The organism is Dysgonomonas sp. Shenzhen-Wh21 (assembly GCF_043392705.1).
Classification (GTDB): domain Bacteria; phylum Bacteroidota; class Bacteroidia; order Bacteroidales; family Dysgonomonadaceae; genus Dysgonomonas.
In genome coordinates, this window is sequence record NZ_JAIXHZ010000019.1 from 15,356 (window position 1) to 38,489 (window position 23,134).

The 23,134-nt window shown below is 38.2% G+C and carries 20 protein-coding genes; 13 read left to right on the forward strand and 7 right to left on the reverse strand.

Annotated features, from left to right (window positions below; genetic code table 11):
* Positions 1-12 precede the first annotated feature (12 nt).
* The 5 genes from LDB17_RS00810 to LDB17_RS00830 all read right to left on the reverse strand — a co-directional run bounded on the left by LDB17_RS00810 (position 13) and on the right by LDB17_RS00830 (position 5,057).
* Positions 13-768, reverse strand: coding sequence for an SDR family NAD(P)-dependent oxidoreductase (locus LDB17_RS00810; protein WP_252638285.1), 756 nt, complete (start codon positions 766-768; stop codon positions 13-15).
* A 12-nt stretch (positions 769-780) separates the two neighbouring features.
* Positions 781-1,443, reverse strand: a complete 663-nt coding sequence (lipB, locus tag LDB17_RS00815) for a lipoyl(octanoyl) transferase LipB (RefSeq protein ID WP_252638284.1) — start codon at positions 1,441-1,443, stop codon at positions 781-783.
* Positions 1,444-1,456: 13 nt separating this feature from the next.
* Positions 1,457-2,017, reverse strand: a complete 561-nt coding sequence (gene ruvC / locus LDB17_RS00820) for a crossover junction endodeoxyribonuclease RuvC (RefSeq protein WP_252638283.1) — start codon at positions 2,015-2,017, stop codon at positions 1,457-1,459.
* Between the two features lies 1 nt (position 2,018).
* Entirely contained in the window at positions 2,019-2,327 is a 309-nt protein-coding gene (locus tag LDB17_RS00825) for a DUF4286 family protein (RefSeq protein WP_135103460.1), read from the reverse strand.
* A gap of 303 nt (positions 2,328-2,630) precedes the next feature.
* Positions 2,631-5,057: a glycoside hydrolase family 3 protein gene (locus LDB17_RS00830; RefSeq protein ID WP_252638282.1), complete on the reverse strand. Its 2,427-nt coding sequence runs from the start codon at positions 5,055-5,057 to the stop codon at positions 2,631-2,633.
* 182 nt (positions 5,058-5,239) lie between these two features.
* Here LDB17_RS00830 and LDB17_RS00835 point away from each other — a divergent pair, with 182 nt between their 5' ends.
* The 3 genes from LDB17_RS00835 to bglX all read left to right on the forward strand — a co-directional run bounded on the left by LDB17_RS00835 (position 5,240) and on the right by bglX (position 10,849).
* Positions 5,240-5,986, forward strand: a complete 747-nt coding sequence (locus tag LDB17_RS00835; RefSeq protein ID WP_252638281.1) for an NUDIX domain-containing protein — start codon at positions 5,240-5,242, stop codon at positions 5,984-5,986.
* A gap of 212 nt (positions 5,987-6,198) precedes the next feature.
* Positions 6,199-8,550 (forward strand): hypothetical protein, encoded by a 2,352-nt coding sequence (locus LDB17_RS00840; protein ID WP_252638280.1) that lies wholly within the window; start codon positions 6,199-6,201, stop codon positions 8,548-8,550.
* A gap of 25 nt (positions 8,551-8,575) precedes the next feature.
* Entirely contained in the window at positions 8,576-10,849 is a 2,274-nt protein-coding gene (gene bglX, locus LDB17_RS00845; RefSeq protein WP_252638279.1) for a beta-glucosidase BglX, read from the forward strand.
* Positions 10,850-10,919: 70 nt separating this feature from the next.
* Here the strand turns inward: bglX and LDB17_RS00850 are convergent, their stop codons facing one another.
* On the reverse strand, positions 10,920-11,249 hold the full coding sequence (locus LDB17_RS00850) for a hypothetical protein (protein WP_291105535.1): 330 nt from the start codon (positions 11,247-11,249) through the stop codon (positions 10,920-10,922).
* A gap of 91 nt (positions 11,250-11,340) precedes the next feature.
* On the reverse strand, positions 11,341-12,603 hold the full coding sequence (locus LDB17_RS00855) for a phosphoglycerate kinase (RefSeq protein WP_252638277.1): 1,263 nt from the start codon (positions 12,601-12,603) through the stop codon (positions 11,341-11,343).
* 556 nt (positions 12,604-13,159) lie between these two features.
* Here LDB17_RS00855 and LDB17_RS00860 point away from each other — a divergent pair.
* From LDB17_RS00860 to LDB17_RS00905, 10 genes are all read left to right on the forward strand, one after another.
* Positions 13,160-14,152, forward strand: coding sequence for a MoxR family ATPase (locus LDB17_RS00860; RefSeq protein ID WP_135103472.1), 993 nt, complete (start codon positions 13,160-13,162; stop codon positions 14,150-14,152).
* Between the two features lie 52 nt (positions 14,153-14,204).
* Entirely contained in the window at positions 14,205-14,561 is a 357-nt protein-coding gene (locus LDB17_RS00865) for a four helix bundle protein (protein ID WP_135103474.1), read from the forward strand.
* A gap of 40 nt (positions 14,562-14,601) precedes the next feature.
* Complete coding sequence (locus LDB17_RS00870) at positions 14,602-15,471, forward strand: DUF58 domain-containing protein (RefSeq protein WP_252638276.1); 870 nt, start codon at positions 14,602-14,604, stop codon at positions 15,469-15,471.
* Between the two features lie 23 nt (positions 15,472-15,494).
* A complete protein-coding gene (locus LDB17_RS00875; RefSeq protein ID WP_006844554.1) occupies positions 15,495-16,556 on the forward strand; it encodes a hypothetical protein in 1,062 nt (353 codons plus the stop codon).
* A gap of 11 nt (positions 16,557-16,567) precedes the next feature.
* On the forward strand, positions 16,568-17,551 hold the full coding sequence (locus tag LDB17_RS00880) for a VWA domain-containing protein (protein WP_006844555.1): 984 nt from the start codon (positions 16,568-16,570) through the stop codon (positions 17,549-17,551).
* A gap of 24 nt (positions 17,552-17,575) precedes the next feature.
* The gene (locus tag LDB17_RS00885) at positions 17,576-18,604 is read left to right on the forward strand and encodes a VWA domain-containing protein (RefSeq protein ID WP_252638275.1); all 1,029 of its coding nucleotides are present in this window, start codon (positions 17,576-17,578) and stop codon (positions 18,602-18,604) included.
* Between the two features lie 110 nt (positions 18,605-18,714).
* The gene (locus tag LDB17_RS00890) at positions 18,715-19,512 is read left to right on the forward strand and encodes a tetratricopeptide repeat protein (protein ID WP_252638274.1); all 798 of its coding nucleotides are present in this window, start codon (positions 18,715-18,717) and stop codon (positions 19,510-19,512) included.
* Between the two features lie 2 nt (positions 19,513-19,514).
* Positions 19,515-20,369, forward strand: coding sequence for a BatD family protein (locus tag LDB17_RS00895; RefSeq protein ID WP_252638273.1), 855 nt, complete (start codon positions 19,515-19,517; stop codon positions 20,367-20,369).
* 52 nt (positions 20,370-20,421) lie between these two features.
* The gene (locus LDB17_RS00900) at positions 20,422-22,257 is read left to right on the forward strand and encodes a BatD family protein (protein ID WP_252638272.1); all 1,836 of its coding nucleotides are present in this window, start codon (positions 20,422-20,424) and stop codon (positions 22,255-22,257) included.
* 11 nt (positions 22,258-22,268) lie between these two features.
* Positions 22,269-23,111, forward strand: coding sequence for a tetratricopeptide repeat protein (locus tag LDB17_RS00905; RefSeq protein WP_252638271.1), 843 nt, complete (start codon positions 22,269-22,271; stop codon positions 23,109-23,111).
* Positions 23,112-23,134: the final 23 nt, after the last annotated feature.

Here is a 23,134-nt window from a genome sequence, read left to right on the forward strand (position 1 = left end):
AAGTAATATATTTTATTCTATATATATCATCTTTTTTGTCATACCTCCGTCAACTACAATATTTTGTCCATTAATAAAATCATTCGCCGGTTCGCAAAGAAACAGGCAAGTGCGAGCTATATCTTCGGGTTTGCCCACTCTGCCCGATGGGTGCTGCTTATGATCTTCGGGACGTAAATCGCCGTAATGCCCTGTGTCTATCCAGCCCGGACTGATACAGTTCACCGTTATATTATATTCACTCAGGGAAATAGCTAAAGCGTGGGTGAGCGATACGATTGCTCCTTTGGATGCGGCATAGGCTTCGGAATTCGGTTCGCTCATCAGGTAACGGGTAGATGCCATGTTGATTATCCGCCCGTAGGTGTTTAATTCTTTATTTAGTGAGCGGTGTTTTGCTAATGATTTGGCAAGTATGAATATAGGACGCAGGTTGATGTTCAGAACTTTGTCGAAGTCATCGACTGATACATCGAGTATTGACCCGAAATTGCTAACTCCTACATTGTTGATAATGATATCTATATTTCCTTTCTGGGAGATAATCGTATGAACAAGATCACTCAAAGCCCCTGCGTCAGCAACATCAAGTTGGGCGAACGAGCATTTATAGTTTCTCATCTCTTCGCTTAGTCGCTTTCCTGTCTCTTTATCCATATCACAAAAAGTAACATCTGCTCCTTCTTTGCAAAAAGCTTTTACTATACTTCTGCCAATGCCATTGGCTCCACCTGTGATAAATACTATCTTGTTTTGTAAACTCTCCATAAATTACTGTATTTATTTGGGGATGAATACCTCTTCAAATAATTTTTTCATTTTGCTTTTTACTTCCTCCATATCTACTTTATGCCCAAGCTCTTTTTCGAGCGATGTTACGCCTTTGTCAATAAACCCACAGGGATTGATAAGTGAGAAATAAGATAAATCTGTATTTATGTTGAACGCAAATCCGTGCATTGTCACAAAGCGGCTACTGCGCACACCGATTGCCGCAATCTTTCGTGTGCGAGCAGGGACTGTTGTGTCTATCCATACACCGGCTGCACCTTCCAGTCTTTCAGCTTTGATATTGTAAGATGCCAAAAAACGGATTATAATTTCTTCTAGGTTAAAGATATATTGTCTCAGACCGATGTCGTATGATTCGAGATCGAAGATAGGATAACCCACAAGTTGTCCCGGACCGTGATATGTAATATCTCCTCCGCGATCTATTTGGAAAAGTGATACTCCTTTTTCTTTTAGAAAATTTTCCTGAAACAGAAGGTTCTCATGCTTACCATGTTTGCCAATTGTGATCACATGTGGGTGCTCGCAAAACAAGAGGTAGTTTTCGGGCTGTTCCCCTTTCTCCTTAAGGGATAGGGCTTCAGCGAATAACTCTTGCTGGTATTTCCATGCATGCCCGTATTCTATGTTTTCTAGGTCTTTGTATATCATTGTGTTTGCTTATTTATTTAACTTTGCTCGGATTTTTATTTATAAAATCTTTCCAACTTGTAAATTTCTTTTCTTGTGTAGGGTTGTTTGTTTGGAAATAATGGCAAACTGCAGCGGCTAAACCATCGGTAGCATCCATCTGAGTTGGCATATTACTGTCGGATATATGGAGAAAATGTTGTAACATATAGGCAACTTGTTCTTTAGCTGCACGTCCATTTCCGGTAATTGACATTTTTATTTTCAACGGGGCGTATTCAAAAATGGGAATATCCCGCGATAATGCAGCAGCCATAGCTACCCCTTGTGCTCTACCCAGCTTGAGCATACTTTGCACATTCTTTCCAAAGAAAGGAGCTTCGATGGCTAGTTCATCGGGTAGGAATTCATCAATCAGCCCAATTATCCGTTCAAAAATCCGTCGGAGTTTCAGATAATGGTCGTCATACTTACTGAGTTGTAGTACCCCCATCGCTAATAGTTCGGGCTTGTTATTCACTACACGCAAGATACCGTATCCCATTACTTGTGTGCCGGGGTCGATACCCAATATTATTCGTTCTTTTTGTATCATACTACAAGCTTATTTCTTCCAATAATGTAACAAACCCCAAAGCCTTATTCCCAAACAGAGAGGTTAGCTCTTTCTGGAGGGCTTCGCCTTCTGTAGCATACCAGTGATTGAGCGTATCTACGTTCTTCACCTTGAACTGTAATGAATAGCTGGTTCCGCTTTCCTCATGCTGTGCGTGGATGCGTGCGAAACGAGGTTCGTGCAAGAAACCGCTATTCGTTGCTTTGATTATGTAAACATCTTTGATAAAACGGATATAATCGTTGCAGACTTCGTCTTCTACATGAAATGTAGTATTGAAAATGATCATTTGTCAGTGTTTTTTTTCTAAACAAAAATACGAAAAGTTTATGGGTTTTTCTTCAAGAATGAAACAAGCTGTTCTTGCTTATGGAATTTTATAGATTTAGATATCTATTAGAGAAAGATAATTATTGTAATTATGAGAAGTGTGTTTTTCTCCTGCTATTATCATTAATGTGGCACGTATAGAATAAAGATAAGGATACCCGACTGTTTATACTGATCTTACTTTACAAGTCATCTTTAAATTAAAGAGGTTGCTCCGAAAGAATTTTTCAGAACAACCTCTTTTAATATTTATATCAGTTAATTAAGGCTTTAAGTCGACAAAAGAAGACTTATTGTTTAGTACATTATTTACTTTTTCTGCAATTTTTGTTTCCGGCAACATAAATGATCCTTTCTGCTTTGTGTCTAGCGCTGATGCCGCCACTTCAATCTGATAAGAACCTTTGTCTGCTACCCATGCACTCTTTCCTTGATTGAAAGATGCCAGGTCGCGAAGAGTTAAACGTAAAGTTATTGTTTGTTCTTCTCCCGGTTTTAGCAATCGGGTCTTTGCAAAAGCCTTAAGTTCTTTTGCTGGTTTATCTATAACATTCGTTGGCGAGGATAAATATAATTGAACAACTTCTTTTCCTGCCACTTTCCCTGTATTCTTCACATTAACGCTTACATACAGTTCGTTGTCAAATACCTTATCACTTATTCTCATATCAGAATATTCAAATGTAGTATAAGACAGACCGTATCCAAACTCGTATGCCGGTTTCACGTTGAAGGTGTTGAAATATCGGTATCCTACATATACTCCTTCTTTATACATCACTTCGGTTGGTTTGTCGGCAGGAAGTCCCTGAAAATTGTCGGCAGAAGAAACGTCCTCATATTTTATAGGAAATGTCATTGATAATTTCCCCGATGGGTTTTCTTTCCCTGATAAAATGTCTGCGACAGAGTTTCCGGCTTCTTGCCCCGGAAGCCAAGCCATTAAGATTGCGTCCACTTTGTCTTTCCAGCTTGTAACTTCTATTGCTCCACCATTGTTGAGAACTACTATCACTTTTTTTCCTTGAGCGTGAAATATAGATGATACATTATCTATTAGGTTCAGTTCTTCTTGTGTCAGTTTAAAATCAGCTTCGATTTTTCTGTCGTCCAATTCTCCTGAACTTCTTCCGATGGCAATTATTGCAACATCATTTTTAGAGGCACTTTCTTTTATCATCGACTCTTTAAGCTTTGGCTGAGGTATGAGCGGAACTAACATTAAAGGGTTAGCCTTCAATGCTTCTTTTACTTTGGCTACCTCAGTATTTACAAATGGAGTATAAAATTGATCGAGCTTCTGATCTGTCGAATAGCCTGCATTCTTTAGTCCTTCTTTTAGTGATACAATATATGCCTTGTTTACATCTCCACTTCCCGTTCCTCCGGCAATGAGATTGTAAGATAAACTTCCGAAAACAGCCAGATTCTTTGTGCCCGGAGCAAGAGGCAGAGCATTCTCCTTATTTTCTAATAAGACCATACCTTCGGTTGCTGCCTGACGTGTGAGTTCTGCATGTTTTTTCAAATCGGGTTTATTCGAAAATTGATAATTTCTTATTTTGTTTGAAGATAAGATCATATCTAATATTCTCTTCACACAAATATCCAAATCCGCTTCGGTGAGAGCTCCCGATTTTAAATCATTCAGTATGTCTTCTTTTTGCGAAGGAATGCCCGGCATTAATAAGTCATTGCCGGCTTTTAGTTGTAGCGATGTGTTGTGTTCTTTCCCTTTACCCATCAGAGCCTCTAGTCCGTTGCTATATCCACCAAACCAGTCTGTTATAACTACACCTTTGTATCCCCATTCGTCTCTTAGTATTGTTGTCAGCAGATCATAATCGGCCGAAGTATATGTTCCGTTTATCTTATTGTAAGAAGACATTATGGTTGCCGGGTTTGATTCTTTAACTGCGATTTCAAAACCTCTTAAATAAATCTCTCTTAATGCCCTTTGAGATACGTTGACATTCAAGTCCATTCTATTTTTTTCACTGTTGTTTGCCGCAAAGTGTTTTACCGATGTTCCCGAGCCGTTCTCCTGTATACCGTTTATCATTGCTGCCGCAATTTTTCCTGTCAATAGAGGGTCTTCCGAATAGTATTCATAATTTCGTCCACAGAGTGGGTTACGCATAATATTGATAGCCGGAGCAAGTTGTATATCAGATCCGTATTCCAGCACTTCGTTTCCTATTGCTCGCCCTACCTGTTCTATCAACTTTGTATCCCAAGTGCAGGCTAATAGCGTACCCACAGGGAATCCAGTTGCATAAAATGTTTGATCTGTGTTCTTTCTTGTTGGACTGATGCGCACACCTGCCGGTCCGTCTGTCATTACAATGGCCGGTATACCATATTTATCAAGAGAATAAGTTGTGCCGGCTGCCCCCGGAACTAAATATTCCGTTCCTCCTACTACCATATCTTTAATCAGCCCTTCGAAACCTTTCATGCCCGTTCCCAACACCAGATTTATTTTGTCATCTAGTGTTAGGCGAGTCATTAAGTCTGAAATTCGTCTGTTGTGGGGTAAACGAGTGTCTTCATACGGTTGTAGTTTTCCGTCATTATTTAAGTCTAGGAATGTTTTTCCATCTACAACAATTTGTTTAGGTGGTTGTGCAAATAATTGAAAAGTTGCGACAATTAAACAAAAACCTGTTAAAATATATTTTTTTATCATATCAATATTTTTTTATCAATTTTATAATAACGTATTTTACACACCAAAGGCAAAATTAATACATATGCCCAAATGACGTATAATATACGCTATTGTTTTTCTATGTTGTATAACATACAGCATGAGAAATCATGTAATCAAAAAAAATAATATTAATTTAATAATCTAAAGAAGAGTTACTTATGGGGTCGTCGTACTTGGAAACGTTCAAAGCAGGGACAGAGAATATACACCCAGGACTATCTGTAGACTGTGTTATTATATCGTTTCATGAGCAAAAGATGAAGATATTGCTCAATAAATACAAATTGAATAAATTGTGGATGTTGCCGGGAGGTTTAGTCCATAAAAATGAAGATGTTGATGAAGCTGTGCAAAGGGTTTTGCTTCAGCGTACTGGATTGACTAATGTAAAGTTAAGGCAGTTTTATTTGTTTGGAAAGAAAGATCGTTGTAATATAGATAATAATAGAGAGTTGCTAGAAAGTTATGGTGTTAGTCCTGACGATATTCCCAACTTGATGAGCCGATATGCAACTATGGGCTATTTTGCTTTCGTGCGCTATGATCAGGTATCATTGAGCGAAGATGATGCAGACTTGAGTATGTGGTTTGATATAGATAAGATACCCAAGCTCAGTCATGACCATAATGAAATTATAAATCGGGCAATAAAGCATATACGACTGCTTATAGATATTATTCCTATCGGATATGAATTGCTTCCCGAAGAGTTTACGATAGTAGAGTTGCGCAAGATATATGAAGGTATATTGGGAGAGGAGCTTGATAAGCGTAATTTTAGAAAACGAATGCTGACATCTGAACTAATTGTTAGTCTCGATAAAAAGAGAGAAACCGATCCCTATCCTCAGCCAAACTTATACTGCTTCAATCTGACGAGGATCGAAGAGTTGCTGGATTTATGATATAATCATTTTGTTATTATTTATATGTATCCAAGTGTGTTTCATTCATGCTTGGATATTTTTTTCTTGTTTTATGTTTTAAAACATGTTATTTTGTAGTGACGTATATTGTACGCTATCGGATAATACTATACTTTTGTATCGCGTATTGAATACACCACATGTAATAATCTGAACTTAACAAAATTAATCCCTAATGTTTTAACATAAATATGAGAAATATAAATATTAAAAAAGGAATATATACCGCTGTCTTACTATCCTTGTTGGGTAGTACAACTATGTATGCGCAAAAGGTTGATGCGCTGAAGAAGGATACGGTTACAGCTGATACTAAGAAGGATGAAAAAAACATGATGTTGAATGCCAGTAGCAGTACCGGGCCTCGTACGGTAAATATCGGATTACCTGCGGGTGTTGCCGGGACATCGGTTATGGAAAATGGACTGCCTGTATCTTATTTTTACTGGCCGGTTCTTCCTACTAGAGCATGGCGATTGGATGCTTCAACTATAGGTTTCGAAACTCTTAACTTAAATCAGACAGCATTGCGTACGGGAGATGTCGGCATTTCTATCGCTACGTATGATAATCTCGGAACAGACAGAGTTTTTGGTAATTTTGATATTACCGGAAACCATTACGGCTTGATGAAAGCTACTGGTGCTATAAGTGCTCCGATCAATAAAAATGGACTTTCTTTTGCAGCAGGATTTTATCTTAATTATGATCCGGGAACATTAGATGTCCCTTTCAAAAAATACTATAGCGATCAAACCCAGATGTTTAAAGGTGCATTGACCCAGAAGTATAACGGAGGTAAAGATAAGATCAGCGTTATGTATAAATATATGAATACAAGAGGTATATCTATAAGTTATAGTCCTTTTTATTATAATGGTGATGGTAGTATAAAGGAAATTTCGGGTATAAAAATCGGACGATCTTCATTCTTTGAAAAATCAGGAAAGGTCTGGATGAAAGACATATATTCAGGTAATATGATTGAAGAAGATATGTTTGACCAAAATCGATGGAAAACGCATGAATTATATTTAATCGGTGAAAATAAATTTGAGAATAACTGGAAATTGAACTACACACTCAAATTGGCGCAAACTAAAGGTTCCAATTTGATTCAGGTATTGTTAGGCTCACATAATATTGAAGGTTATAATTATATGGATGGTAAACCTGTAGAAGGTAATGCCGGTATTCAACACTGGTTGTTTTCTACCCCTGAAATGACTATAAAAACTTTATCAGGTGTCTTGAATCTAAATAAAAAGACTAGCACGCATGATTTTAACATAGGCTTGATGGGTGCTATGTATAATCCCGGCGTTTTTTATACAAAAACTTCAACATACTACACTGATGTAAGAGAGAATCCATCAAAAGTTGTTGATAACTCTAGTCAAATATTTCAATTTGACCAATATGGGCAAATCAAAAGTATTTTGGGAAATGAAATGTATAATATAGGAACAGAATATGATAGTGGGTATGAAAGAAAATTAGCTTTGTATTTTTCTGATAAGTGGAGTGTGAGTCCAAACTTTAATATAGGATATGGTGCAAGGGTAGAATGGCAAAAAGTTAAAGGTACTTATGCACCTAGATATAGTAAAAATGGAGAACTTCTGTCTGTAACAGCACGTAATGCAGATGGTACATTATCGAAAGACAAATCTAAATATAAAGCAATAAATGATGATTATCTGAATCTTGTTTTTAATGCAGATGCTCTTTATAAGCTGACAAATAGCTTTGGATTACTGGCTGAGGCCGGATATAACAGGCAATCACCCCACTTGGAAAGCTATGCAGGCCAATACGAAGTAGATGCCAAACAAAATACAGTACTGAGTGGTGGTTTAGGTTTATATTTTAATCACCCGCTCGTAGAATTGGTGTCGAAAGGTACTTTTATCAGTAAAAATAATTATGTTGGACGTATGGACTTGAAATTAGGAAATGAAAGTGCTAATACGGTTATTTACTACCACATTCAAACGCTAGGATGGACAACAGACTTTATGTTTACGCCGTTTAAGTATTTCGATAATTCTTTGAAAAACTTTAATCTCCACTTTTTAGTGACATTACAAGACCCTGTTTACAAAAACTATTCGGTCAATCCTAAGTTCCCAAGTGGAGCGACGCTTCCGGAGCCTGTAAAATTTGATGATAAAAATGTACTTGTAGTTTCTAAGTTCTTACTCGAGATCGATCCTAGTTATTCATTCGGTATAGATAAAAATACAAATGCAAGAGTTTGGTTAAGTGGTCGTTATTATAGTAAGCAATATGCTAACTTGCCAAATAACTTATATTATAAAGGACATTGGGAAACATTTGGAGGTTTGAATATAAACTACAAAGGACACTTCGATTTTTATGCCAATTTTGTAAACCTACTTAACCAAGAAGGTATCGGAGGAACAATCGGAGGAACAGATCTTTACAATCAAGAGCAGGCGAATGCAGTCGCCGGAACTATACAGGGCGCAACCTATATTCGTCCGTTTACAGCAGAATTTGGTATTAAATACAGATTTTAATATAATATTTTAATAAATACAGATTATGAGAAAAGTTTTATTATTAGCTCTTTGGGGACTATCCTTATGTATGTATAGTCAAACCAAAGGCGATGCAAAGATGAATCAGTTTATAGATAATCTGATGCAGCAAATGACGTTTGAAGAGAAAGTGGGGCAGTTAAATCTTGCTGCATCACCTGCTCTGATGACGGGGACTACTTTTACTGAGAATATAAATGAAAAACTTACAAAAAGCCAACTCGGAGCTTTCCTGAATGTTATAAGTCCTGAAGAACAGAAAAAGGCTCAGGAAATAGTAACTACACAAACACGCATGAAAATTCCGCTTATTTTTGGATTGGATGTTATTCATGGCTACAAAACTATTTTCCCTATTCCGTTAGCTCTTTCATGTACATGGGATCCTGCGCTAATAGAGAAAACAGCACGCAGAGCGATTGTAGAAGCCACCAGTACTGGTATAAACTGGGTGTACTCACCGATGGTAGATATCTCTCGCGATCCGCGTTGGGGACGTGTGGCTGAAGGAGCAGGCGAAGATCCGTATCTTGGCGGACTTATTGCAAAAGCAATGATCAGAGGTATTCAGGGAGACGATCTTAGTGCTGATAATACAGCCATGGCATGTGTAAAGCACTTTGCCCTTTACGGAGCATCGGAAGCCGGGAAGGACTATAATACTGTGGATATGAGTAGGGTTCAGATGTTTAATTACTACATGGAGCCATATAAAGCAGCCGTAGAAGCCGGAACAGGAAGCTTAATGACATCATTCAACTTGGTAGAAGGAATTCCTGCTACAGGAAACAAATGGTTGCTTACAGATGTATTGAGAAAGCAGTGGGGTTTTGATGGCTTTATTGTTACTGACTTTACATCTCTCAACGAAATGATAGACCATGGTATGGGAGATCTGGAAGCAGTAACCGGCTTAGCTCTAAATGCGGGAGTAGATATGGATATGGCCGGAGAAGCTTTCTTAACGAAGTTAGCGGGATTAGTAAAAAAAGGTGTTGTAAAAGAAGCAGATATAGACGCAGCTTGTAGAAGAGTGCTTGAAGCTAAATATAAACTTGGTTTGTTTGAAGATCCTTTCCGCTATTTGAAACGTGTAGGAGAGCCATTGATAACACCGGAATCGAGAGCTTTGGCTCGTGAGGCTGCCAGAGAATCTGCCGTTTTACTGAAGAATGCAAACCAAACTTTGCCTTTACAGAAAAAAGGGAAAATTGCTTTAGTAGGTCCTCTTATGGATTCTAAATACGATATGATGGGTACATGGGCACTTACTGCAGACAAAAAATATTCGGTGACACTAAAGGAAGGTATCGAAAGTGCAGTGGGTAATAATGCGACTGTAGTATACGCAAAAGGTGCTAATATCGTTGATGATGAATTTATCTTTGATAAGTCAAATTTCTATGGTTTCCCTTTTGTATCCAAAGATCCAAAATCTCCGGAAGAGCTACTAAAAGAAGCTGTTGAAGTTGCAAAACAGTCAGACGTTGTAGTCGTTGCTTTAGGTGAAGGAAATAGCCAAAGTGGAGAATCGGCATCAAGAACAAATATTGATCTATTCGAAAACCAAAAAACATTGCTTAAAGAGCTTGTGAAAACAGGTAAGCCAGTAGTATTGGTACTGTTTAATGGACGCCCTCTTACATTAACTTGGGAAGATGAGAATTGTCCTGCCATCGTAGAGGCTTGGGCTCCGGGTAGTGAGGCGGGTAACGCTGTAGCAGATATCTTATTTGGCGATTACAATCCATCGGGCAAAATAACAATGACTTTCCCCCGTTCGGTTGGGCAAATCCCTATCTATTACAATCACATGAATACAGGTAGACCGTATGTAAAAGACGGGCCTCATAAGTTTAAAGCAAATTATATTGATGAGGTTAATGAGCCGCTTTATCCATTCGGGTACGGACTTAGCTATACTACTTTCGAATATGGAGATGTTAAGCTCAACTCAAATAAGATGAATGAGAACGGAAGTGTAGAGGCTAGTGTAACTGTATCGAATACAGGAAATAAAGATGGAAATGAAATCGTACAGTTATATATCAGAGATGAGGTTGCCAGTATTTCAAGACCGGTGAAAGAACTGAAAGGTTTTGAGAAAATCTTCTTGAAAGCAGGCGAAACAAAAACAGTTAAGTTTACAATAACTGCCGATCAGTTGAAATTTTACAATAATAATATAGATTATGTTTGTGAGCCGGGTATGTTTGAAGTCATGATTGGAAAGAATAGCCAAGATGTAAAATCAAGTAAATTTGAGTTGGTGAAATAATCGATTCTCTTAAATATTATAATTATAAAAGAAAACACCTTCGGATGAATAGTCCGAAGGTGTTTTATTATTATTTTGAGGTATCAGAAGACGAGGATGGAGATGCTCTGTTCTCAAACTCATACTTGTTTAACCATACTTTATTCCACCCCAACAGTTTGCCGTCCACAAACCTGAGTTTATATATTCCTTCATCAAACGCTTTATAGCCCCAGACTATGACATTGTCCTTAGCTTCCACTACTTCATATTGATCTCCCATAATAGAGGCAATTTGTTCTTGAGACATTCCTATGCTAATATTCCTGATGTTTTTATCTGCATTTTTCATGCTATTGTATGTGCTACATGAAAACAGGAGCATGCTGAAAGTAATTAAAAGTAATAGTTTTTTAGCCATAGCATTTGTTTTAGTTATTTTAGAATAAAGATAAAAAAAGTCCGTATAATATTATACGGACTTTACATATTTTATTTGATTACTCAAAATCTTAGTATCCTCTGATTGCTTTGATTCCCGGAAGAACTTTGCCTTCGATGAATTCAAGTAGAGCACCACCACCTGTAGAAACATAAGATACCTCATCTGCAAGGTTGAACTTATTTACAGCAGCAACAGAGTCACCACCACCTACAAGCGAGAAAGCTCCGGCTTTGGTAGCAGCAGCAACAGCTTCAGCAGTTACTTTTGTTCCTTGAGCGAAGTTGTCGAACTCAAATACACCTACAGGACCATTCCAAAGAATAGTTTTTGAAGCCATAAGTACATCTGCAATTTCTTTTTCGCCTTTAGGACCTATATCTAATCCCATCCATCCGTCAGGGATAGCGTTAGCTTCTGATATTTCAGTATTAGCGTCGTTGCTGAAAGCATCGGCTATTTTAGCATCACTTGCTATTACTAATTGTACGCCATTCGCTTTAGCTTTGGCTACAATTTCGTTAGCTAGGTCTAGCTTGTCATTTTCTACAAGAGAATTTCCGATCTTACCACCTGCTGCTTTGATGAAAGTAAATGCCATACCACCACCAATAACAAGATTGTTTACTTTATCCAATAGGTTTTCAATGATGTCGATTTTTGAAGAAACCTTAGCACCACCAATAATAGCAGTAAACGGACGTGCTGTATCTTTCAATACTTTTTCTACAGCGTCAATTTCTTTCTGCATTAGGTAGCCAAACATTTTGTGTTCAGCATCGAAGTAATCTGCAATAAGAGCAGTAGAAGCATGTGCACGGTGAGCTGTACCAAAAGCATCGTTTACATAAACATCCGCATAAGAAGCTAGTGTTTTAGTGAACTCTTTTTGGCTTTCTTTTATAGCTTTTTTTGCAGCAGCTTTTTCTTCATCGCTTGCATCTTCTGCCAAACCACGAGGTTTGCCTTCTTCTTCGGCATAGAAACGAAGATTTTCGAGCAATAATGCTTCTCCAGGTTGAAGGGCAGCAGCTTTTACTCCGGCATCTTCACCTACACAATCGTTTGCAAACTGTACATCTACACCAAGAAGTTTAGATACGTGAGCAAGAATATGTTTCAATGAATATTTTTCTTCTACTCCTTTTGGACGACCAAGGTGAGATGCTATAATTGGGCTACCACCATCAGCTACGATCTTTTTTAGGGTAGGCATAGCCGCACGAATACGAGTGTCATCTGTGATGTTGAATTGTGCATCTAGAGGCACATTGAAATCAACTCGTACAAAGACTTTTTTGCCTGCAAAGTTGAATTTGTCAATTGTAATCATGATTTGTTTTAGTTAAATATAAATAATATTATTGATTATCAATGCTTTGTTAGGGGCTGCCGCCCATTTTAAAAAGTGATACAAATATACTAAATTCTGTGAGAGATATTTTATGAAAAAATGAAATTATAGTAAAATTTGACAGAATATTAATTTAACCCGAAGATTTGTTAATCCGAATTTGCAAAAAAGATAAAACTTTAGCTCACTCATTTTATAGGTGATTAAAATGAGAATGTACTTCTCTATTTTCTATATTATATTTTTAAGATCAAAGGGTAAATCTTTAGCTTGGCTATAGTTCTTTTTGTACAATGCGTATCCGAAGATAATGTTTTTGTAGTGTTATGATTGTTAGATCACAATTAAGGAATGGAAATATAAAAAGTTGATTTATGTTATATCTGCTTTTTGATATTTATTTCTAGGCCTTTAAATACTTCATTCTGCTTAATTTTTTTTAACTCCGAATTATCGCTTTTAAGATTTAACATTTCTATTTTTGTCGTGCTTACTAAAAATGAAGATCAATATAAACTCAAAATAGAAGAAAAATATGGCACATGTTGATATTCGGGAGCTTACCGAAAGAATTCAAAGCAAAAGTTCATTCGTCGAATCACTCACAATGGGAATGGATCGGGTTATTGTGGGCCAAAAGCATCTGGTAGAGTCGTTGCTTATCGGTCTGCTCGCTGATGGACATATATTGCTGGAAGGTGTTCCCGGTCTCGCAAAAACGTTGGCAATAAAGTCTTTGGCGTCACTTATTGATGCTAAATATAGTCGTATTCAGTTTACTCCCGATTTGCTTCCGGCCGATGTGGTGGGAACAATGATCTATAGCCAGAAAACTGAAGAATTCTTAGTGAAACATGGGCCTGTATTCTCTAACTTTGTATTAGCCGATGAAATTAACCGTGCTCCGGCAAAAGTGCAAAGTGCTTTGCTTGAGGCTATGCAAGAGCGTCAGGTTACTATCGGAGAGAAAACCTACAAGCTGCCGTCTCCTTTTCTTGTAATGGCTACACAGAACCCGATTGAGCAAGAAGGTACTTATCCGCTTCCTGAAGCTCAGGTTGACCGTTTCATGCTGAAGGTGGTGATTAACTATCCGAAGAAAGAAGAAGAAAAATTGATCCTCAGAAATAACCTTGCCGGAGATTATGGTAGCCTTCAGCCGGTAATGAAAGCCGAAGAAATCATAAGTGCCCGTGAAGTGGTTCGTGATGTTTATTTGGACGAAAAAATTGAGAAATATATTGTAGATATAGTATTTGCTACTCGTTTCCCTGAAGATAACGGGCTGGCGTCTTTGAAAGGTATGATCGGGTTCGGAGCTTCGCCACGTGCATCTATCAGCCTTGCCCTTGCTTCAAGAGCTTATGCTTTTATCAAACGCAGAGGATACGTGATACCTGAAGATATACGTGCTGTATGTCATGATGTATTGCGTCACCGTATCGGCTTGACATACGAAGCTGAGGCAAATAATACTACATCAGATGAAATAATAAGTGAAATCTTAAATAAGATTGAAGTTCCGTAATTGATCACAGTCAACAGTTAACAGAGTGCAGTTAGCAATGTAATAAACTGAAATGATAACAAACAGTCTTGTATACGAAAAAGCTTATTCTTTTGCAATAAGAATTGTAAATGCTTATAAGTTCTTAAAAGATAAACAAGAGTTTGTTCTATCAAAACAACTGTTGAGAGCAGGAACTTCTGTCGGAGCTAATATAGCAGAAGCCAACGGCGCTATTTCGGATTCGGATTTTTCAGCTAAAATCAGTATAGCATATAAGGAAATATTGGAGACTAAATATTGGCTTTCTTTACTTAAAGATACCGGATATATTTCTCCTGATACTTTTAATGACGTGCATGAAGATGCTGATGAAATAGCTAAAATGTTATACTCTATATTAAAGATAACTCGAATAAATAAAATTTAATAATTGTTGACTGTTAACTGATAACTGTTAACTGAACAAGATGGAAACAAGCGAATTATTAAAGAAAGTACGTCAGATAGAGATTAAAACCCGTGGATTATCCCGCAATATTTTTGCCGGTCAGTATCACTCTGCTTTTAAGGGGCGTGGTATGGCTTTTTCAGAAGTGCGAGAATATCAGTATGGGGACGATATCCGCGATATAGACTGGAATGTAACAGCACGATACAACAAGCCTTATGTAAAGGTCTTCGAAGAAGAACGAGAGCTTACCGTTATGTTGCTTGTCGATGTTTCCGCCAGTCAGGATTTTGGTACACACCTTTCTGTAAAGAGAGATGTCGTAACCGAAATTGCTGCTACTCTGGCTTTTTCTGCTATACAAAATAACGATAAGATCGGAGTAATCTTCTTTTCTGATAAGATCGAAAAATTCATCCCTCCAAAGAAAGGGAAGAAACATATTCTGTACATTATCCGCGAATTGATCAACTTTCAGGCAGAAAGTCCCAAAACTGATATGGGAATGGCTCTGAAGTTTTTGACGAATGCTATAAAAAAGAGGTGTACAACCTTTATGATATCCGACTTTATTGATGTCAAAGATTACTACAATGCGCTTACGATAGCAAACCGTAAACACGATATTGTTGCGTTGCAGGTATACGATTCTCTCGAAACTCAGTTGCCTAGCGTTGGTCTTATGAAGATACTGGATGCAGAGACCGGAAGCGAACATTGGATCGACACATCGTCTCGTAAGGTAAGGCAGACGTATAAAGATTGGTGGCAGAAACAACAGGATAGTATGCAGACCTCATTCAATCGCAGCAAGGTGGACAGTGTATCGGTGCGTACCGATGAAGATTATGTGAAAGCATTGTTGGCTTTATTTAAAAAGAGAAGTTGAAAATAAAATCGATACATTGATATATGTTGAAATTGAAAAATATAATACTGCTTAGCTTATTCTTCTGTTTGAGTTTTGCGCTTCATGCACAAAAGTCGACCGTAAGGGCAACTATACAGCCGTCGGATATCTTGATTGGTGAGCAGGCAGTTATAAATGTAGAAGTTATTGCCCCCAAAGGGAAGAATATTATTTTCCCTGCCTACAAGGACACATTAATCAGGGGGGTAGAGGTTCTCGCGATGTTGAAGCCGGATACAACAATGACTGAGGTGATGACTATCAATCAGAAATACATTGTTACCTCATTCGACTCTACGCTGTATCATATACCTTATATGATGGTGATAGATGGCATAGATACCCTGAAGACAAATGATTTTGGGCTCAAAGTATCTGCTCCGCAACTGTCCGACTCTACGTTGGCATATCTCGAACGATTGAAAAATCATGAGACTGACTCTATCGATTTTGCCAAGCTTCAGATAAACGATATTAAGGATGTCCAATCTCCTCCATTTGTATGGCTCGATTATTTGGAATACTTGTATATACTTTTCTTGGCATCTCTTATTATATTATTGATCGCTGCCTTAATTTATCTCTATTACAGGAAAAAGAAAAAAGGATATTACTTTACTCCTAAAATTGTATTACCTCCTCACGTCGAAGCATTGCAGGGTCTTGATAAACTCAAGGACTCGAAAATGTGGCAGCGAGGGATGGAAAAAGAGTATTATACCGAGTTGACGGATATCCTCCGTAAGTATATTGGTCGCCGCTTTGATATTGCTGCTCCCGAAATGATATCGGACGATATTATTGCAGCTGTTCATCTAGTTACAGATACAAAATCTGCCACAGACGGACTTGCTCAAATCCTGAAACTATCCGATCTGGTGAAGTTTGCAAAATATACGCCTTTTGCCGATGAAAACGACCTTAGTTTGGTTAATGCATTCTTGTTTGTAAATCAGACCAAGATAGAAGAAAGACCTACTCTCGAAGAGCAGAAGGAAGGAAAAGAAGCGCAGGGAGCAACAAGTGCAACAGGAAATCAAAATATGAATAATAAACAAAGCTAAAAGATACAGAAATGGAATATGCCAATCCGAAATATTTATACTTACTCTTATTGCTTATACCTCTTATTGGGTGGTATATCTTTAAGCTAAGGAAAATGCAGGCTACATTCAAGTTGTCTTCTGGCTATGCATTCGAAAAAGCACCGTCGACACTGAGGGTATATATGCGTCACTTTCCCTTTTTGTTGAGGGTAATTGCTATTGCCCTTGTTATAATAGTGTTGGCAAGACCTCAGAGTGTCAATTCTTCAGATATATCCAAGTCGGAAGGGATAGACATTATTATGGCACTGGATATATCAGGAACCATGATGGCGAATGACTTCTCTCCAACTCGTTTGGAGGCTGCAAAAAAAGTTGCATCCGAATTTATCAACGACAGGCAAAGCGACCGTATCGGTTTGGTCATATTTGCGGGCGAGAGTTTTACTCAATGTCCCTTGACTACAGACCACCGGGTACTTCTCAACTTATTGAGCGAAGTTAAATTCGGAATGATAGAAGATGGTACAGCCATAGGGTTGGGACTAGCCAATTCCGTAAACAGGTTGAAAGACAGTCAGTCAAAATCTCGTGTTGTTATCCTGCTGACAGACGGTTCTAACAATGCGGGGCAGATTGCACCGTTAACCGCTGCCGAGCTGGCCGCATCATACGGAATACGTGTTTACACGATTGGTATAGGTTCGAGAGGAACGTCAGTGGCACGTGTCATGACTCCGTACGGAATGCAATCGATGAATGTATCGGGCGACTTTGACGAACGCACATTGACCGAGATAGCCTCTAAAACGGGAGGTTCGTACTTCCGTGCTACAGACAATACCAGTTTGAGTGGCATATATGACGAAATAGATCAAATGGAAAAGTCTCATATAAGTGTAAATACTGTGACAAAGCGTAAAGAGCTTTATTTGCCTTTTGCAATTATAGCTTTAGCGCTGATTGGAGGAGAACTTATTCTGCGACGTACATGGTTGAGAAATATTCCATAAATAAAATAAGTGTAAGCATTAATTATGAGTGTATTTAAGTTTGCAAATCCCGAATTCCTATATTTGTTCCTTGCCATACCGTTATTTGTCGTTGGCTTTATCTTATTGAATATAGCTAAACGTAAAAGTGTGGAAAAGCTGGGGACATTGTCTTTGGTGAAGAAAATGATGCCGGAACTATCGTTAAAACGTTCTTATCTTAAATTTTGGATAACGATGGTTGCTGTAGGATTTGGTATCATCGTTTTGGCTCGTCCGCAATTTGGAACAAAGGTTGAGAAAGTCGATAAAAAAGGGATAGAGCTGGTAATTGCTATAGACGTTTCTAATTCGATGATGGCGGAAGATATCAGCCCGAGCCGATTGGTAAAGGCAAAGCAAATATTGACTCGTATCATCGATGAACGTAAGAATGATAAGGTAGCAATTGTTGTTTTTGCAGGAGAGGCATTTATACAGTTACCTCTGACACCTGATAACCAATCGGCGAAGTTGTTCCTCGAAACTATCAATCCGAGTCTTGTGCCTGTGCAGGGTACTGCCATTGGTAGCGCTATAGATATGAGCATGAGTTGCTTTTCTAACGATGCGGATATAGATAAAGCTATTGTGCTTATCACAGATGGAGAGGGGCATGAGGGTAATGCAGAAGAGGCTGCTGCCCGTGCTGCGAGTAAAGGCGTGCATGTGAATGTAGTAGGAATAGGAACGGCAGAGGGTGCAATGATTCCCGAAGCTGAAAATTCACGAGACATAAAAAGAGACACACAAGGGCAACCCGTAGTTACCAAGCTTAATGAAGAAATGTGCCGTCAGATAGCCAAAGCCGGAGAAGGATTGTATGCGCATGCTGATAATTCTAACAGTGCGCTGAAAAGCTTGCAGGCAGAACTGGATAAACTACAGAAGAAGGAAATAGATGGTATCGCATATTCTGAATATGACGAAAAATACCAGATTTTTGCATGGGCTCTATTGGTTTTACTCTTTGTAGAGATTTGTATCTTCGAAAAGAAGAATAGAATATTCAGAAATATAAGGTTGTTTAAGTAAGATAAGTAATGCACGTTTTTTGTCATGCTAATTTAACGAAGAGCTTAGTCGGAGAGATATAAGATTTATTACTTTGTTTTGAAATGACATCATAATTGAATATCGACGAAATGAAAAAAATTATATTTATAACACTTTTTACCCTGATCGCAGTTAGTTTATCGGCTCAGAAAGAAGCACGCAAGGCCGTTCGTTCAGGTAATAAGGCATATAAAGACCAACGATACGGTGCTGCCGAAGCCGAATATCACAAAGCATTGAAAGATGATGCCGCATCTAAAGAAGCTTCATTCAATCTTGCAAATGCATATTACAAACAACAAAAATGGGATGATGCTTTGAAAGAGTATCAACATTATCTCACATTGGAGAATCAGAATCCCATCAAGATGAGTGCTGCTTGGAGTAATATGGGAAACACTTTCTTGAAAAAGAAAGCAAATGAAAAAGGACAAGGCCAACAAGCTCCCGTATCTCAGGGGCAGCAACCCCAACAACCCCAACAGCAGCAGGCGGATAACCTGAAAATGTCGATGGAAGCGTATAAGAACGCATTGCGTTTGAATCCGAAGGATGACAATACACGTTATAATCTGGCTGTTGTACAGAAAATGATACAAGACCGACAAAACGAAGATCAGAATAAGGATCAAAATAAAGATCAGAACAAAGATCAAAAACAAGACCAAAATAAAGATCAAAACCAAGACCAGAACCAGAACAAGGATCAGAAACAAGACCAAAAAGATCAGAAGGATCAAAATCAAATGTCGCAAGACAATATGCAGCAGATGTTGCAAGCTATAGAGCAAGACGAAAAAAATACTCAAGAACGCGTAAACCAAGCGAAGGCTCAGGAACGCAAGCAAAAGAATGAAAATAACAGAAAGCAGAATAAAGACTGGTAATAATGAAAAGAAGTAATATTCTCTCATTTCATCGGCTTTTAGTTTTGTTCTTCGCCTTATCTTTTTATATCTCTTTAGTAGGACAGGAGAACAAAGTGAGGATAAAAGCACCTGAAACGGTAACTGTCGGAGAGCAGTTTACAGTCGCTTATATTGTGGAAAGTGATAAGGAAGTGAAAGAACCTGTAATCATCAAAAATATGAATGGGTTTGAAATTCTTTACGGGCCTTCTTTGTCCGCATCAAGTTCTACCGTGTTTAAAAAAGGGAAGAGGGTACAGTCTTTTTCGGCTACATCAACCTATATACTTCGTGCACCCGAAAAGGGTAAGTTTTCTTTGCCACAGGCAGAAGTGAATCTCGATGGTAAGAAGTATAAATCGGAAAGTTTAAAGATAGAAGTACGATCACTGGAAGAGAATATAGCTAAGGTGAAGGATGTAGATGCTTTTCTAAAAGTGGTAGCCTCCAAGACCAGTGTTAACCTCTCGGATACGCTAACCCTCTCTTATCGTCTGTATACAACGAAGGATATATATAAGATCGTGGATGTAGACTTTCCGTATCTGAATGATTTCTATTCAAGTGATATAACCCGTTTGAGACAGTCATTTTCTGAAGAAGTGATAAACGGAAAAACATATAAAGTAGTGGAAATGCGAAAACTACTCTTGCAACCTCGCAAAATCGGAGAAATGGTATTGCCCGAGGGTTCAGTGACTGTTCAGTATTCGACTCCTACGGGACGTAAAGTAAGAGATATTTGGGGTGATGTATACGACGAGTCGGTGACTAACGACAAGGTGCTGAAAATAGATTCGGTGGTTATACGTGTTCAAGACTTGAAAGCTATATAAAGTAAAAATATTACTTTTGTGATAATCTTTAGAAAAATAAATTGAGAGAGTAATGAAGAGGTGTTCGTTTTTATTGATATTATTACTCATAAGTGTTTCAAAAATATTGGCCGATGACATCTCGTTTGTCATCAATGCTCCTGCGTCTACCGTAAAAGGAGCTCAGATACAACTGCAATATATATTGAAAGGAGGGAGTGGAAACAACATCCAGATTCCTGATGAGATAAGAGGATTTGATATTCTTTTCGGACCTTCTGTGTCTCAGGTTTATAGCTCTTCTAATATCAATGGGAAAGTTAGCTCTGAGAGCAATACAACTTTCACCTATGTGCTGATGGCTAATGCTGAGGGGACATTTACACTACCTGCTGCGTCAATTAAGGCTAATGGTAAGAATTATAGGTCGGGGACGGCTCAAATAAAAGTATTGCCACCCGATAAGAACGCACAGCCTCAACAGCCGGGACGTAATCCTCAAGTTATTACCCAGACATCAAAAGAAGGAAATGTGAGTCCTGATGATGCCTTTGTAAGAGCCATATTCTCTAAAACTAAAGTAAAAGAACAGGAAGCTGTTGTAGTAACATTCCGATTCTATACCGTACTTAATATCAGAGATGTTGGTAAAATACAATTCCCTGAATTTGAAGGCTTCATGACAGAGGATTTTGATATGGCCACAAACCGACAAATGACAGCTGAGCATTATAAAGGTCGAAACTACATGGCAATAGATGTAAAGAAGACCTTGTTGTTTCCCCAACGCTCGGGCAAGATAACCATTCCTTCGGGAACGATGGAGATTGTTTTTGAGGTTTCCTCAGGACGTAAAGTACAGACCTTCTTCGGACCTCAGGATGTGATGACAGAAGCTAAGAAGATATTGAAAACAACACCTGTTACTGTCGATATTTCGGCTCTTCCGTTACAAGATAAACCGGCTAACTTTTCGGGAGCAGTGGGTGCATTTACGTTTACGCCTACTATTTCTTCACAGAAAGTAAAAGCTAACGATGCTGTAACCATCAAGCTAAATATTTCGGGTACAGGTAACCTGAAGCTTATAAAGAATCCGGAAATAAAATTCCCTAAGGATATAGAGACTTACGATCCTCAGGTGAAAAACGATTATAAGTTGACTGAGAACGGTTTGTCGGGTACAAAGACGATAGAATATATGTTTATCCCTCGTTATCCGGGTAAATTTACTATTCCTCCTATCGAATTTTCATATTTCGATACACGTACCAATACTTACAAAACGGTATCTTCTCCATCTTACGAATTGGAAGTGGATAAAGATCCGAATGCAGGAAAGAATGTATCAACAAGTTATTCTAATCAGAAAGAACTGGAGATAAATCAGGATATACGCTATATAAAAACAGGCAGCTACTCATTTAAGAATCCGAACGACTTCTTTGTAGGCTCTCTTTCCTATGTTCTTTGCTATCTCATCCCGCTTGCATTATTTATTATATTCTCGATAGTATATAGGAAGCAAATACAGGCAAATGCAGATATAGCCCTGATGCGTACCAAGAAGGCAAATAAAGTTGCGACTAAACGTCTGAAACTGGCTAAACAATATTTGCTTACTCACAAAAAAGATAATTTCTACGAAGAGATACTTCGTGCAGTGTGGGGATATCTCAGCGATAAACTGACTATTCCGGTGGCTGATCTCAATAGAGAGAATATTGAAACAGAGCTTCGCAAATATGGAGTTGGAGACGATATTATAGGAACGTTTATAAATATACTCGATACCGGAGAGTTTGCACGTTATGCTCCGTCAGAATCGGACGATGCGATGGATAAGCTCTATAACGACACGGTAGATGCTATCGGTAAAATGGAAAATACAATCAAAAAAATAAAATAATGATGCGTGAGATGAAACGAGTCATATTATCATACTTATTCTTCCTTTTTGTATTCGTTATATCGTCGTATGCGCAAGATACGGCCAGTGTAAAAGTAGATAGTGCAACAGTCAAGCCTTCTGCTACGATTGCAGACAATAAGGGCGGTGATAATACTGTATTTGATAAAGCGAACGAGTTATACAATAGCGGAGACTTTCGCAAAGCAATAGATTTGCTCGAAAACGAAAAGAATGAACAAAAGAAACAAGGGTTAGAGTCTGCAGAATTATATTATAACCTTGGGAACTCATATTATCGAGTTAATGAAATTGCAAAAGCCCGCCTATATTACGAAAGAGCACATTTGCTCGATCCGGGAGACAGGGATACGAAGCATAATATAGATTATATTATGACTAAGATTGAAGATAAGATTCCTGTTGCTGATACGTTCTTTCTTAGCATCTGGTTCAATGGAGTGCAAAATCTGTTTAGCTCAAATAGCTGGGCGAATATCGGTGTTGTTTCATTTCTCTTATTGATCGGCTGTTTAGTGTTATTCTTCTTCACGAAACTGATTACGATTAAAAAAATAGCTTTCTATACCGGTATAGTATTCATTATAGTCGTTATATTTGCCAATGTGTTTTCGTTTAGGCAAAAGAGCCGCTTGGAATACCGGGACACAGCGGTAGTAATGGCTGCTTCGGCTCCTATGGTTAGCTCTCCCGATATAAATAGCAAAGAGCTTACCGTATTGCACGCAGGAACGAAGGTATCGATAACAAAAGAAGATCGTAACTGGCTTGAAGTAGAAATAGATAATGGTACAGTGGGCTGGATACAGCGCGATAAACTGGAAATAATCTGATTCCTTTTCTTCCATTTATATAT

What these genes read in the sequence shown, in the direction of transcription:
- LDB17_RS00810 (WP_252638285.1), bottom strand. Translation starts at nt 768, where the DNA reads ATGGAGAGTTTACAAAACAAGATAGTATTTATCACAGGTGGAGCCAAT.
- lipB (WP_252638284.1), bottom strand. Translation starts at nt 1,443, where the DNA reads ATGATATACAAAGACCTAGAAAACATAGAATACGGGCATGCATGGAAA.
- ruvC (WP_252638283.1), bottom strand. Translation starts at nt 2,017, where the DNA reads ATGATACAAAAAGAACGAATAATATTGGGTATCGACCCCGGCACACAA.
- LDB17_RS00825 (WP_135103460.1), bottom strand. Translation starts at nt 2,327, where the DNA reads ATGATCATTTTCAATACTACATTTCATGTAGAAGACGAAGTCTGCAAC.
- LDB17_RS00830 (WP_252638282.1), bottom strand. Translation starts at nt 5,057, where the DNA reads ATGATAAAAAAATATATTTTAACAGGTTTTTGTTTAATTGTCGCAACT.
- LDB17_RS00835 (WP_252638281.1), top strand. Translation starts at nt 5,240, where the DNA reads ATGGGGTCGTCGTACTTGGAAACGTTCAAAGCAGGGACAGAGAATATA.
- LDB17_RS00840 (WP_252638280.1), top strand. Translation starts at nt 6,199, where the DNA reads ATGAGAAATATAAATATTAAAAAAGGAATATATACCGCTGTCTTACTA.
- bglX (WP_252638279.1), top strand. Translation starts at nt 8,576, where the DNA reads ATGAGAAAAGTTTTATTATTAGCTCTTTGGGGACTATCCTTATGTATG.
- LDB17_RS00850 (WP_291105535.1), bottom strand. Translation starts at nt 11,249, where the DNA reads ATGGCTAAAAAACTATTACTTTTAATTACTTTCAGCATGCTCCTGTTT.
- LDB17_RS00855 (WP_252638277.1), bottom strand. Translation starts at nt 12,603, where the DNA reads ATGATTACAATTGACAAATTCAACTTTGCAGGCAAAAAAGTCTTTGTA.
- LDB17_RS00860 (WP_135103472.1), top strand. Translation starts at nt 13,160, where the DNA reads ATGGCACATGTTGATATTCGGGAGCTTACCGAAAGAATTCAAAGCAAA.
- LDB17_RS00865 (WP_135103474.1), top strand. Translation starts at nt 14,205, where the DNA reads ATGATAACAAACAGTCTTGTATACGAAAAAGCTTATTCTTTTGCAATA.
- LDB17_RS00870 (WP_252638276.1), top strand. Translation starts at nt 14,602, where the DNA reads ATGGAAACAAGCGAATTATTAAAGAAAGTACGTCAGATAGAGATTAAA.
- LDB17_RS00875 (WP_006844554.1), top strand. Translation starts at nt 15,495, where the DNA reads ATGTTGAAATTGAAAAATATAATACTGCTTAGCTTATTCTTCTGTTTG.
- LDB17_RS00880 (WP_006844555.1), top strand. Translation starts at nt 16,568, where the DNA reads ATGGAATATGCCAATCCGAAATATTTATACTTACTCTTATTGCTTATA.
- LDB17_RS00885 (WP_252638275.1), top strand. Translation starts at nt 17,576, where the DNA reads ATGAGTGTATTTAAGTTTGCAAATCCCGAATTCCTATATTTGTTCCTT.
- LDB17_RS00890 (WP_252638274.1), top strand. Translation starts at nt 18,715, where the DNA reads ATGAAAAAAATTATATTTATAACACTTTTTACCCTGATCGCAGTTAGT.
- LDB17_RS00895 (WP_252638273.1), top strand. Translation starts at nt 19,515, where the DNA reads ATGAAAAGAAGTAATATTCTCTCATTTCATCGGCTTTTAGTTTTGTTC.
- LDB17_RS00900 (WP_252638272.1), top strand. Translation starts at nt 20,422, where the DNA reads ATGAAGAGGTGTTCGTTTTTATTGATATTATTACTCATAAGTGTTTCA.
- LDB17_RS00905 (WP_252638271.1), top strand. Translation starts at nt 22,269, where the DNA reads ATGAAACGAGTCATATTATCATACTTATTCTTCCTTTTTGTATTCGTT.